Below are 13093 nucleotides of genomic sequence, written 5' to 3'. Positions count from 1 at the left end.
TGCTAACTGATTTAGAGTAAACCGATCCACTTCCACCAGGTTAAGGCTGTGATAATCCACAATCCCCAGATAATCAGCCCCAGGATAATGGACGACTTCAACTGCTCAGTTACCGTATAATAGCCTGTTCCAAACATAATGATATTTCCCATGGTATTGAAAGGCAGAAACAGTGCGTAGGCCATCATAATCGCCAGCGGCATAACAAATGCAACAATATCGAAACCGAGAGTTTTGGCTAACCCGATATAGATTGGAATCATTACTCCGGTCATAGCGGTGGTTGTTGACCAAATGACATGACTGAATATACTAAAGCCCATCAAAATAATCAGCAAAGGCAGCAATGCTACGCTTTTCAACCCGAGTACGCCAAGCAGCGCCTTAATAATCCATTCAAAAGCTTTTGTTTTCATTAAAGCATCACTTAATGTCAGCACTCCGCCAAAGTACACAAACAGTTCCCAGGGCAGTGATTTTTCGGTCTCTTTCCAGTCCATAACACCGATACGGGGCATAAATATCAATAGGGAAACAAAGAAGGCAACCATTGTAGAATTGAATTTATGCAGCGCATCTGTTGACCAAAGAACAAGAGCTAACACAAAGTACAGAATAGCCTTTTTTTCGCGGTCTGACATCGGCCCCATTGCCAAGAGTTCCTGTTTGATATACTCAACTCCGCCCGGTAAGGCCTTAACCTCAGAAGGATATAGCTTTAGCAGCAGCCAACCGGTTATGGCGAGAATGATCACGTTGGTCGGAAGTGCTGCCAAAGCCCAGTAACTCCAGGTCGTATAAACCGAAAGTCCGGCTGCAGCGGCAATCATACCGATAGAAACGGGATTAGGAATAGTTCCGGTTAAAAAAGCCGAACCTGTGATATTTGAAGTAAAGGTACTGGCCAGCATAAGCGCTTTTCCGAAGTTACTCTGCCCCGGCTTAGCCTTATACGCTTCGGCAATACCTTCCACAATGGGCAGCATAGCTGCCGTCCGGGCTGTGTTCGAAGGTGTCAGGGGAGCAATGATAAAATTGGCTAACATGGAAGCGTATATAGCCCCTGAGGGTGTCCGCCCGAGTATTTTCATCATTTGCAAGGCCAGCCGTTTGGCTACCCCGGATTTAGTCATAGCAATCGATAAGACGAAACCGGTAACCAATAACCACAATGAAGCCGAGGAAAAACCACCTACAGCAAAATCGGCGCTGCGGATTAACTGCCCAAATTGATCTACCTTGCCGTCAGGATTCCCTACCCAGAAATATAAGAGTGTTACTACAAAGAAGGTGCTTACAGCGAAATTAATCCCAATTGTTATCCACGCGATCACGGCGCCACCAAAGATGGCCAAAAGCTTGTGTTGCGTTACTGTCATAGTTTCGGGGGTGGGCATTGCCCAGATGACTATACCGGTAAGAATCGCCAAAAGTAAACCGTATTTTCTTCCCCATTCTTCAATCATGCTTGTATTCGCCTTAGAATTGACAGCTACGTTTGGGTTTGCCACAGCATTCACTCCCTCTCTATAAATCAAACATTTTTCCTGGGTTTAGTATCCCTTGTTGATCCACTGTATCTTTCAATTTTTTCCCAACGGCGAAACCTATTTCACCTGTCTCCCATTTTAGAAAAGGGGCTTTCATATACCCGATACCATGTTCGCCGGACAATGTTCCACCAAGATCCAGAGCAGCTTGGAAAAGTTCTTCTACCGCTTGCTCTACCCGGGCCATTTCTTCCTGGTTATGCTTATTGCTTAAAATGTTAGGATGAAGGTTTCCGTCACCGGCATGTCCAAAAATAACCATCTTTAAATCATACTTTTTGGCAATTTCCCGCAGGCGGCGAACCATAGCGGGAATCTGGCTGCGGGGAACCGTGGCGTCTTCCGAAATTTTCGTCGGATTGATCTTGCCGCAAGCCGGCGAAATAGCCTTGCGGGCCCGCCACAATTTATCAATGTCTTCCGGTGTGGAAGCAGCCTGGATTGCGGTTGCTCCACACTTTTTGCATACCCGCATAACATGCTCGGCCTGTTTGCCGATCGAAGCCATACTTCCGTCAACTTCAATCAAGAGAATTGCCTCTGCTGTAACAGGCAGCCCGACTTTGAGGAATTCTTCTACTGCCCGGATAGTGAGATTATCCATAATCTCAAGCGTAGTGGGAATTGTGCCGGAAGCTATCATATCACTGACTGTTTGCGCGGCATCATCCAAGCTGCTAAAAATGGCAAGCAAGGTTTGTTTAGCGTTCGGTTTATCAATGAGTTTCAGATAGACTTTGGTGACGATTCCCAGCGTTCCTTCCGATCCGACCAGCAGCATTCCCCAGTCCGGGCCGGCCATCTCGCTGTCAAACTTATTCCCCAGTTCCACTACGCTGCCGTCTGGCAAAACTACTTCCATGCCCAGCACATAGTCACGGGTAATACCATACTTTACACCCCTGGGTCCGCCGGCACATTCGGCTACATTGCCGCCAATTGTGGAAGTTTTGGCACTCGCCGGGTCAGGAGGAAAAAACAGCCCGGCCTGATTTACGGCAGTAACAAGATCTTCGGTAATTACCCCGGTCTCGACAATAGCCAGCCGGTTGGCCGTATCTATTTCAATGATCTTGTTCAGGCGGGTTAACACCAGGCTGATTCCCCCCTTTACCGGAACTGCGCCGCCGGATAAGCCGGTTGCCGCCCCCCGGGCGGTTACCGGAACCTGGTAACGATTGGCCAGCTTAACGATAGCTGCCACTTCCCCGACACTGCCGGGTTTGACAACCACATCAGGCGGAAAGTCCCGGAAGGTTGCGTCAAAGGAATAACATATCCGATCTTCCAATCCATCCATAACATAAGAGGAACCCACGATCTGTCTCAACTCTGCTACCATTTGCTGCTTCATTTGTCTCACCCCCTAATCCAGGCCATAAGCCTTGGCTATTACTTCCGCAGTATGCAATACCTTCATAGAACTGCCTTTTTGTCCCAACCCATCGGTAATATGCATCCGGCAGGCAGAGCAGCCTGTTGCCAGTATGTCGGCTCCGGTTTTTTCGGCATTATCCAGCTTCCAATCGTTAATGGTCCGGGAGATGTCGTAGTAGACCATGCTAAAGGTTCCGCCGGCGCCGCAGCATTTGGCGGCATCCTTCATTTCCACATATTTCAATCCCGGAATAGCTTTCAATATTTGTCTGGGTTCTTTCGTAATCCCCATGCCGCGGACCATGTGGCAAGGATCGTGATACGTAAGCGTTGCCTTTACTTCCCGTAAATTATCTTTCAGGCCTAAACCAACCAGGAACTGGGTGATATCCTTTACTTTTCCGGACAACTCTTCCCACATTTTCTTCACCTTATCGTCTTCGATGATTGTCCCATATTCGTGCTGCAGGGCAGCGCCGCAGGAAGCACATCCGGTTATGATGGCGTCATAATTTCCCGCTGCCAGCACCCTGACGTTCTCTTCGGCTAAGTACCGCCCTACCTGATAATCACCGGAAGTAAAAGCCGGTGTACCACAGCAGCTCTGCCGTGAAGGTATAATTACTTCGATGTCATGCGCTTTAAGAATTTTTACAATGGCTTCACCGGCTTCCGGGTAAATATAATTCAGCATACAGCCTGTATAAAAGGCCACTCTGCCCTTTGGCGAAGCCACCTGGTTTCTCTCCGGCAGCCTACTTCTGAGCGGAGATGACGCCAATGGCGGTATGATTCTTCTTTGACTGAGTCCGGCACCAGGCAAGGGAAAACGAGCCAGCTTGCCTCTGCCGTTTGGGGCGTCCTTAAATACCATGCCCTGGAAGGTTGCCCCCATTTTTAATCCCAAATCAAACAACCGGCGATAGGTTAATCCGGTAAAAGCCAATTTCTTAGCTAGCGGTAAACCGTTCTTAGCCGCTAATTCACGCCTTGCACTTAAAAACAATTCATCGGTCCTCACACCGGAAGGACAGCCTGGCACACACGCTTTGCACAGCAAGCATTTTGACATTCTGGTCTGAAGTTCAGGGGTTAGCGCCAATTTGCCTTCGGTCACCGACTCCAGCAATTTCACCTTGCCCCTGGCGGTGGTATTTTCGTTATCGGCCGCTTGAAATACCGGGCAGACAGAGCGGCAAGTACCACAGCGAATACACTTTACCAATTGCTTTTGCCATTCGGCATATGATTTTTCCACTTTACTTCACCTCCCTTGGTCAGCGGTTTAGTATCATTTTAGGATCAAGCGCGATTTTAGCACGGTGTTCCAATTCTGCCAGTATCCCGGCCGGCCGCTTACCTGTAAGCCGTCCATACTTTCCGGAACTGACTCCCCCAGCCTGTTCCACAGCTTCGATAATATTCTCTATAAACGTATCCTGCGGATAGTTCTCGGCAAAAACTATATTTAACTTACCCTCGGCCAGTTGGCCGAATAGACTGGCCTTAACCCGGCTAGCTTTGGCTTTTTCGTAAAATATCTTGTAAAACTCTCCTTGCGCGGTAAACGGCATTTTGATTTCCTCGGTAAGCACATACTTATCGGTAGTCCGGTATAAACAGCTCCACTTACTTGCCATCTCACTGCATCCGTCACTAACCTCGTAAATAGCTCCTTTGTACTTCTTGATGAAGATCTCGGTATTTTTCCATTGCTCAGAAACTTCTTCACTTAAGCCGTCAAACTCCATCATGACCAGCTGACCGGAAGAGTCTGTGCGAAAAACACTTTGCTCACCTAGATCAACCCATAATAAATACGCAGGAACAATATGACTGGCTTTCAAATCTTTGATAAACGCCAGCAATTCTGCTATGCCTTTGAACGAAACGCTAACTGATTTCCGAGTTTCAGGCACCGGCAGCAGCTTAAGCAAATACTTCGCGGTAATACCAAAATCCGTGTACGGGGCATTAAAGAAGCGGGTAAAATCGTAGCCGGTCACATTTTTAACCGTTTTACCACCTGTTTTGAGGATTTCGCCGGAAGGTAACACAACTTCCGAACCCATAAGAAAATGCTTGGTACACCCGTACTTTAAACTGGAAATGGTAGAACAGCCCTCATAAAACAGTTCGCCTACGGTCTTATCCTGATAAAACAACGTATCAGCCGGAATAAACCTAAGTCCCTGTTCCGCTAATTTCTTAGCAAGTGCCCCAAGTTTTACTCCGGGTTCCACTGTCGCAACCAGGTTAGCTGGATCGATTTCGATAATTTCATTGAGCTTCGACAAATCAATAATTACTCCATCCTGTGGACCCTCGCGGTATACATACACCGGGTAATCAGAATCCGCTGCCGTCCAAAGCAAATGCTGCAATTCCTTGATGGACTGAGGCAATACCGATTGACTCACGTCACGCCCTCCTCCATTTACTATTTATACCGCTATACTAACTTCTCTCTGTGGGGTTACACATGCACTTTACGACCAAACGCAGGAATTGACTGACGAACCTGCGGAAATTGAATACGAAATTAAAAATCATCAGTATTATCTGAAAAAATAAAACCAATAGATAAACGAGCTACAATATTCGAGCTCGTTTATCTATTGGTTGACTATAAAAAGTTGATTGTAACTATCCCCCTTGGAAAATAATCGCAATAGAGCAAAGCAATAAAATATGTATGGTACACGGGAGCAAAGGATACGCTAAATTCAAGCACACCCGATTTAAGCAGGGAGGAATTTATATGGACGAAAACAAACAAAGTTCGGGAAGCATCATGACAAAAAATGCGGAAACAACTACCCCCGCCGACTATCAAGAAGGTACCGATATTGATAATGCGGGTGCCTTATATCAGGAAAGCGGTCTTGACGCTACGCAAGATACCCTCCGCAGAAGTGACCTTAAAGCTGGCAATAAGCATGCAACCAATAGCTTGGTTGCCAGAATGTTGTGGGGACACGAAGAAAAAGTCAGTCTAAATGCCCGGGTATCTGATGAGGGTACCTTGGACTTGAATGATGATGTACGCTAAATCAGGCCGCTCAGGCCTGTTTTTTATCAGGATAAAAAACTGTGACCTCTGTCACAGCGTAATGTGTAGTTACTTGGTAAACTTATACTAAAAAGGGAGGGTTACTCATGGAAAAACAATTTATAAAGAATATTGAGTTCAGTAAAGCTCTGGATTTGGTTAATTTAGTAGATTATCAACCGGGAAAAGTGGTAAGTCTGACTTTATCTCAAAATAAAACTTTAAGTATGACCCTGTTTGCTTTTGCCAAAGGCGAAGCTATCAGCAGTCACTCTGCTCCCGGTGATGCAATGGTGTATATCCTGGATGGCAAAGCAGAAATTACCATTGGCAACGAAACGATTACTGCAACCACCGGACAAGTGGTTGTCATGCCTGCCGATGTGTCGCATGCACTTGACGCCGTAGAAAATTTCAAAATGCTGCTTATACTTGTTATGTAACCTTAAAATGTATTTTCTGTATAAAATCCGATGATTAGACAAAATCCCGCATTATTTCCCTGGAAATAATGCGGGATTTCTTTCAACACGCTTGCAAGACGGCTGATGTTACTTAGATAATACGTCAGCCAACCGGTATAGTTCAGGATCAATTTCTTTTTTCTTGCCAACCGCATCGGCAATAGGAACCTCGACACACTGGTTATTACGGAACCCGATCATAATATCTGTTTTTCCCGCCATAAGAGCTCTAACAGCGGTCTCTGCCAGGCGGCTTGCGAGTAGCCGGTCAAAAGCTGTCGGTGCTCCCCCCCGTTGGATATGACCAAGAACGGAAACCCGTGTTTCCAACCCGGAATTGGCCCGAATATACTGGCCCAGCTCCAAAGCACTGCCTGCACCTTCGGCGACCACAATAATACTGTATTGCTTCCCCTTCGCCCTTGATTCCAACAGTTTTTTGCTGATATCTTCCTGATTAAAAGGTTCTTCGGGGACAAGAATAATCTCCGCGCCGCCGGCCAGTCCGGCTGTAAGAGCAATCCAGCCGCAATGCCTGCCCATGACTTCCACTAGAATGACACGCCCATGGGAAGATGCCGTATCCCTTAGCTTATTGATGGCATCAAGTGCAGTATTAACTGCTGTATCAAAACCGATTGTGAAATCAGTACCCCAAATGTCATTATCAATCGTTCCTGGTAAACCCACAAATTTAATACCTAATTCGCTTAACAGCTTGGCACCCGTAAGAGAGCCGTCACCACCGGTAACAATCAGACCTTCAATGCCACGGGAGTGCAAATTTTCGGCAGCTTTCTGCCTTCCGGTTAAGGTCTTAAACTCTTCACTGCGGGCCGTCCCTAAAAAAGTGCCGCCTTTTTGAATAATATCCCCGACTGAACGCGAATCCAACCTTATCATGTCGTCGGCAATCATGCCGGCATAACCATTTCTAATTCCCCAAACTTCAACCCCCTGGGCTAAAGCGACACGTACCGCCGCCCGGATAGCAGCATTCATCCCGGGAGAATCGCCACCGCTGGTAATAACCGCAATCTTTTTCACACTACCCCTGCCTCTCTACGCAAAAGTATATATATCAAGTTAGGAATTTTGTACTATTTCGGCAAATAATTCTAATTGCCTGCTAACTATTTTGGAAAATTATATACTGGATATTTACTAGAATTCCACCTGAAGCCAGTCTACTTTATATTAAAAACATCGCAACAAGGGTAGTTACCACAAGTCCCGATAATACCGGAATCAAATTACGGCGGGCAAGTTCAAACGGACTTACCCCGCAAATCGCGGCAGCCGGAATAAGCGCCCAAGGCACAAGCGTTCCGCCGCCAACCCAAATAGCCGCTATTTGTCCTAATGCCGTTAAAGTAGCAATTCCAGATCCAAGAGCCGCAGCAAACAAACGAGCAATCGATCCGGCCAAAGATATTCCCGAGAATCCTGATCCATCCAGCCCTGTTACCGCGCCAACAATTGCTAGTGTTGCCGCACTGACTCCGGCATTAAGCGGTACTACTCCGGCAATAGCCAAGCCAATGTCGTTAACCAGCCCCTGAGAGCCTTGAGGCAAAACATTACCCATAATTTGATTAATGCCTACATCGCCTAAATAAAAGAAAGCGGCAATAGGAATAACCGGTCCGAAGACAGTGAAACCAAACTTAAAGCCTTCTATTGAGTACGAAGTAATCTTTTCCAGCCCTTGGGTTTTATGGGCCAATAAAGCAATCAAAGCCAATATAAGTACAGCAGTTCCTCCGACTAAGGCAGTTGCGTCACCGCCTTGCAAGCCGGCAGCATACATAACTCCCACATCCGCCAGGAATAAGCATGGCACTGCTATCGCCATAAACTTCTTCATAGTATCCGGCAGTATATTCTCTATTTGCTCACAGCTTGCCTGATCATACAGCGAAACGGTATCACTGACAATCGCGGCTTCCAAGTTAGTATTACCCGTTTTTGCATTTAGCTCCCGTAGTAACAGCCAATAAGCTGTTACTGTAGCAACAAGCCCCATAACAAATACCAGCGGCATGCTGGCGCTAACAACATCATGCACGGGAATCCCGGCTGCAGCTGCCGTGAGTTTCGGCGCTCCCTGAATAACAAAATCTCCGGACAGCGCAATCCCATGTCCAAATAGATTCATAGCCACTGCCACACCAATGGCTGGTAATCCTGCTCTGATGGCTACCGGTACAAGTACGGCGCCAATCAAAGCAACCGCGGGGGAAGGCCAAAAAAACCAAGAAATAACCATCATTAATAGGCCTGTAATCCAATAGGCCTGCGATGGTGTACGTATAAGTTTGGCTACCGGTGAAACCATGGCTTCATTAATACCGGTAACCAAAAGAACCCGGCTCATAGCAACAATAATCGAGATAATCAAAATAGTTCCAAGTAATTCCGTAATCGCAAAAATAAAGCTGTTAAAAATACTGCTGATAGCCTGATATATTGAGCCCTTAACCATAAGACCAATAACAAAAATGCCGATAATGCATACAAGCGAGGTATCCCGCCGCAGCAACATTACTCCTAAAATCAAGAAAATAAATAATAAGTATACGTAGTGCAACGCAATAAGCTCTACTCCCATGCCACTTCCCCCTATCCTCAGGTTTGCTACAGGATATGCAGAAGCGTATTCGTTAGGCACTATGACTTCAATATTTACATCACTTCCCATTATAATGATCCCACAACTCCATTTGCCGCGGCGCTTTTTGCTTTTGCCTGCGGTTCTTTTTTTAACTCATTTTTGCATATTTATCTACAGCAGGGTTCGTAGAAATGGGGAATGGAATCATGTTCTTGATTTATGCTTTGGCCGGTGTTTTCTGTTTAGGATTGGCTCCCCTATTTGGAAAAGCAGTTTTAAACAGTGTAAATCCTATTACCGCCTTTGTATTACGTACAATGATTGCAGCCCTTATTATGGGGACCTGGTTTCTTAGCTCCCGAGGCTATGACGAATTTCTAACAATATCCCCTACGCTATGGATCATCATCACCATTGAAGCTGTATTGGCAGCCTTACTCGGAGACTTAGCCTACTTTTGTGCGTTAAAAGACGGCAACATTAATGAAGTTTCCCTTATCATGTCATGTGCGCCATTAATAACGGTAATTTTAAGTTATTTTATTTTTAACGAAATTGTCACAAGCTATCAGATTCTTGGCGCCTTTTTTATAACCCTCGGGTTGGTGCTTATCAGTTTATAATAGCAGCAGGTGTCAGTGAAATGGAAAAATGCGCGGCAAATGTCGCGCATTTTTCATTTCTAGATTGTTATGACTTGCCTGCACCGTTCATGAACCAGCAGTATTGAACTAAAAAGCAGGAACTGGCAACTTCCAATCCCTGCTTTCTGTAATCATTACCGTATTTTAAACCTATTTACTTGAGTAGTTAACTGTTCGGCAAGGTTAGATAACGCCAGGCAAGAAGACGCAATTTCTTGTACCGAAGCCGATTGTTCTTGTACGGCCGCGGATACATTCTGCAACTCACCGGTTGTCTCCTGACACGTTGTTTCCACCGCATTGACCGACAGGACAATTTGCTGGCTGCCTGCTGCCAACTGCTCTAAGGTTTGGGAAATAACTTCAACATATCTGGCAACTTCAGAGACAAAACCTGTTATTTGGGAAAACTCTGCATCAGCGGAATTTACCACGGCAACACCGTCATTAACATTCGTGATAGCAGTCTCTATAGAGGAAACTACATTATTTATGCCTTGATTATTTTGACGAATTAATTCAGTAATTTGTTGTGCCGCCTGGTCTGACTGCTCTGCCAGCCTTCTTACTTCTTCGGCCACTACTGCAAACCCGCGTCCCTGTTCTCCCGCTCTGGCCGCCTCAATCGCTGCATTGAGCGCCAAAAGATTTGTCTGTCCGGCAATGTTCGAAATAAGTTCTACGATTTCGCCAATCTGCTTAGACCCTCTTTCCATTTCACCGGAAGTTTCCTTAGCCTTATTGGCAGCATCGACCATATTATCCATTTGTGTTACCGCTTTGTGGACGGCGTCTCGTCCACTCGCTGTTGCGGCGGTGGCACTTTCCGTAACGTTAGCCATATTATTGGCAGTTGCTACAAGTTCTTCAATATTTGCCGACATTTTTTCGACTACGGCGGAAACTTGTTTCAGCGCAGTAACCTGTGCTTCTGCCCCCTGCGTTACTGTAGAGATAGACGCGGCTACACTGCAAGCCGTTTGCGCCGATTGCTGAGAGTTTTCGCTAAACTGTTCCGCTGAATCAGCCACTTGTTTGGCAGAACGCTGCACATGCGAAATCAGATTACACAAATTATTCGTCATATCCCGGAATTTTTGCTGCAAACTGCCAATTTCATCGCCGACGCCGGCCTTTATATTACCACCGGCGGCTACCGTCAAGTCACCATTGGCAATTCTTCCGGCCATGTCGTCCAATTCCCTGATTCGTTTAACGATGGCAAGCGTGCTTAACAGAATAATAAGCCCTAATATTACTAAACCGGTTATACCGGAAATAAGCGAGTTTCTTCCCAGTATATTTACTTGTTCAAACAGTTCGGCTTTGGGCACGAAAACAAGGAACGTCCAGCCACTCTTACCAATTGGAGTTGACGCTATCAGGGTTTCAACCCCGCCTACCATCCCTGTTTGCACAAGAGTCCTGCTTTCCCGGATGCCTTTTACATATTCTGCGAACATGCCATTTTCGACTTGGGAGATATTATCTTTTAAACCGTAGCTGGGATGAGACAAAAAGTTCCCCTTCTCATCCAGTATAACCGCAAAACCGCTCTTACCAATTTTAAATTCTTGCGCTAGCTGCTGTATGGGTTTTATATCCATATCAATCCCGGCTACCCCGGTAAGTTTGCCACTATGCATGATTTTCTTAGTCACACTGACAGATAATTCTTTCGTCAGAGAAGCTTCATACACTTCGGTATAACCAACCCCATCGGAGGCAACACCGGTCTTGTACCAGCCGCGGCTGCGCGGATCATACCCTTTGGCTTTCTCCTTTTCGGTAACTCCCTGCGAGTCGGCACAAGTCAAGTTTTCATGTCCGGTAAAAGCCGACTTGACCCCCGGCGTGGAAGCCTTTATCTGTTTAAGAAATTCGACTTCTTCCGGTTGTGCTATCTCTTTGGCTCCCAGAACTTCAGCAACCACAGCTACTAATACTTCCTTTTCCTTTAGCGAAGAGTAAATGGTATTGCTTTTGCTTTCTACTATGTAACTTGCTGTTTCCAGTATCTGATCATTAAGCATATTGTGCGATCTGTAATATGAATACAAATTGGTGCCGGCAAGAATAATCAGCATTGGGATTATAAGCATGATCAGCATTTTCGTCCGCAGCTGTAATGATTTCCACATAGTACCTCCCCCGCACTCTAAACATAACTCCCTAGAACGCTTCCTTATAGCAGCTGATTTAGACAGTAATAATTTCTTTAACGGTTTGTAGCAAAGAATGCTCTCCGTTCACTACCCATTCTTGATGCAGACGTTTTACGCTTACTTGTGAAAACAAATAATTACGGAAGGCGTTAAACGGCTTACTTTTAAGATCAGCTTCAGACATTTTATACTCTTGTTTGGCAATCTCGCCGAGTTTGGCTGCCATCCATTGGGCAGCCGGGGCGGTAAGTACATAGTCATGGTCACCCAAATGGACAATAAATCCTTCTTGTCGCCGCGGCAACGGCAAGGTTTTGCCATCTGCGGCCAATAAGCCGAGTTTGACGGGATCCTTATTATCGGCCAGGATACAAGCCGCTTTAATCCAGCCGATCACCTGGGCCTCATCGGCGGCAAAACCGGGATGATTGTGGGAGCAGGCAATAGCAACAATTAATTCAGGCGGCATCTCCCGGTAAATACTTTCAGCAATAGCTAACGTATGATGTACCCCCGTACCGGCAACACCTACTTCCGGCAAACAGGTCCCATCTTCCTTCCACTGGAATACCCACGGCTTATGAGTATCATGAATGAGTATCGCTGCCATAAGTAAATCTTTATCCATATGGTATCCATAAATATCGTAATAGGAATCGTAAATCCCCAAGGCGGTCTGCATATCAACAGCAACATGCGTTACCAGTCCGCCAGGATAGGCATGGTGGCTCGACCAACCGCTGCCGGGAGCCGACCAAAAAGGCTGGACATTTTTGTTAGGGCTGATGCAGGGAGGCAAGAACTGGTCATAGGCAGCGTCGGCCTTCAAATAACCGGCATCTACCAGTCTCTGTCTGGCAATCTCCTTTTCAGCATTGGAAGGATACAGTTCCATAAGCCTGGGTACAGGATTTTTTACACTTTCATAAGCAAAACTGCGATAACTGCTGTTAGAAATCTGGTTTGCACATTTTAAAAGGTAATTGTACCCTTTTTTGACCATCGCGGACTTTTCGGCCATAGCGGCCGGAGTAAGTTTTATACATTCATTCAGTGAGATTTTGTTTGCACCGTCAGACGCCGCTTTCGCTGCGGCGGTAGCCGGCAGCAGGGGGCTTACCGTCAACGTAGCCGCAGCCCCTGCAGACATGCGTAAAAAATCTCTGCGGTCAAATTCCTTTTCAAATAAACTGTTCTTCCCCATTTACCTCACCCATCCAACTACTA

General features: G+C 46.1%; 11 protein-coding genes. 3 read left to right on the top strand and 8 right to left on the bottom strand.

Annotated elements, in window-relative coordinates; translation table 11 throughout:
• Positions 1-11: 11 nt before the first annotated feature.
• Genes SRRS_RS06155 through SRRS_RS06140 form a run of 4 tightly spaced genes read right to left on the bottom strand, consistent with a single transcriptional unit; the run spans position 12 to position 5347 of the window.
• Positions 12-1511, bottom strand: coding sequence for a DASS family sodium-coupled anion symporter (locus SRRS_RS06155; RefSeq protein ID WP_371367173.1), 1500 nt, complete (start codon positions 1509-1511; stop codon positions 12-14).
• A 16-nt stretch (positions 1512-1527) separates the two neighbouring features.
• Positions 1528-2904, bottom strand: coding sequence for an FAD-binding oxidoreductase (locus SRRS_RS06150; protein ID WP_371367171.1), 1377 nt, complete (start codon positions 2902-2904; stop codon positions 1528-1530).
• Positions 2905-2916: 12 nt separating this feature from the next.
• Positions 2917-4185, bottom strand: coding sequence for a (Fe-S)-binding protein (locus tag SRRS_RS06145; RefSeq protein WP_371367169.1), 1269 nt, complete (start codon positions 4183-4185; stop codon positions 2917-2919).
• 19 nt (positions 4186-4204) lie between these two features.
• The gene (locus SRRS_RS06140; protein ID WP_371367167.1) at positions 4205-5347 is read right to left on the bottom strand and encodes an FAD-binding oxidoreductase; all 1143 of its coding nucleotides are present in this window, start codon (positions 5345-5347) and stop codon (positions 4205-4207) included.
• A 341-nt stretch (positions 5348-5688) separates the two neighbouring features.
• Between SRRS_RS06140 and SRRS_RS06135 the strand changes: the two genes are divergently transcribed.
• Both SRRS_RS06135 and SRRS_RS06130 read left to right on the top strand, forming a co-directional pair.
• The gene (locus SRRS_RS06135) at positions 5689-5979 is read left to right on the top strand and encodes a hypothetical protein (protein WP_371367165.1); all 291 of its coding nucleotides are present in this window, start codon (positions 5689-5691) and stop codon (positions 5977-5979) included.
• Positions 5980-6086: 107 nt separating this feature from the next.
• The gene (locus SRRS_RS06130; protein WP_371367164.1) at positions 6087-6422 is read left to right on the top strand and encodes a cupin domain-containing protein; all 336 of its coding nucleotides are present in this window, start codon (positions 6087-6089) and stop codon (positions 6420-6422) included.
• Positions 6423-6530: 108 nt separating this feature from the next.
• Here the strand turns inward: SRRS_RS06130 and pfkA are convergent, their stop codons facing one another.
• On the bottom strand, positions 6531-7490 hold the full coding sequence (gene pfkA, locus SRRS_RS06125) for a 6-phosphofructokinase (protein WP_371367162.1): 960 nt from the start codon (positions 7488-7490) through the stop codon (positions 6531-6533).
• 145 nt (positions 7491-7635) lie between these two features.
• Positions 7636-9054 (bottom strand): hypothetical protein, encoded by a 1419-nt coding sequence (locus SRRS_RS06120; RefSeq protein ID WP_371367161.1) that lies wholly within the window; start codon positions 9052-9054, stop codon positions 7636-7638.
• A 194-nt stretch (positions 9055-9248) separates the two neighbouring features.
• Between SRRS_RS06120 and SRRS_RS06115 the strand changes: the two genes are divergently transcribed.
• The gene (locus tag SRRS_RS06115; protein WP_371367159.1) at positions 9249-9680 is read left to right on the top strand and encodes an EamA family transporter; all 432 of its coding nucleotides are present in this window, start codon (positions 9249-9251) and stop codon (positions 9678-9680) included.
• Positions 9681-9835: 155 nt separating this feature from the next.
• Here SRRS_RS06115 and SRRS_RS06110 read toward each other — a convergent pair whose 3' ends face one another.
• Both SRRS_RS06110 and SRRS_RS06105 read right to left on the bottom strand, forming a co-directional pair.
• The gene (locus SRRS_RS06110) at positions 9836-11842 is read right to left on the bottom strand and encodes a methyl-accepting chemotaxis protein (RefSeq protein ID WP_371367157.1); all 2007 of its coding nucleotides are present in this window, start codon (positions 11840-11842) and stop codon (positions 9836-9838) included.
• 58 nt (positions 11843-11900) lie between these two features.
• Positions 11901-13070: a TAT (twin-arginine translocation) pathway signal sequence gene (locus SRRS_RS06105; RefSeq protein ID WP_371367156.1), complete on the bottom strand. Its 1170-nt coding sequence runs from the start codon at positions 13068-13070 to the stop codon at positions 11901-11903.
• Positions 13071-13093: the final 23 nt, after the last annotated feature.

The sequence above is a fragment of the Sporomusa rhizae genome, from assembly GCF_041428845.1.
Taxonomy (GTDB): domain Bacteria; phylum Bacillota; class Negativicutes; order Sporomusales; family Sporomusaceae; genus Sporomusa; species Sporomusa rhizae.
Note: the sequence above shows the minus strand (reverse complement) of the source record. Positions and strands in the feature narration are given on the sequence as shown.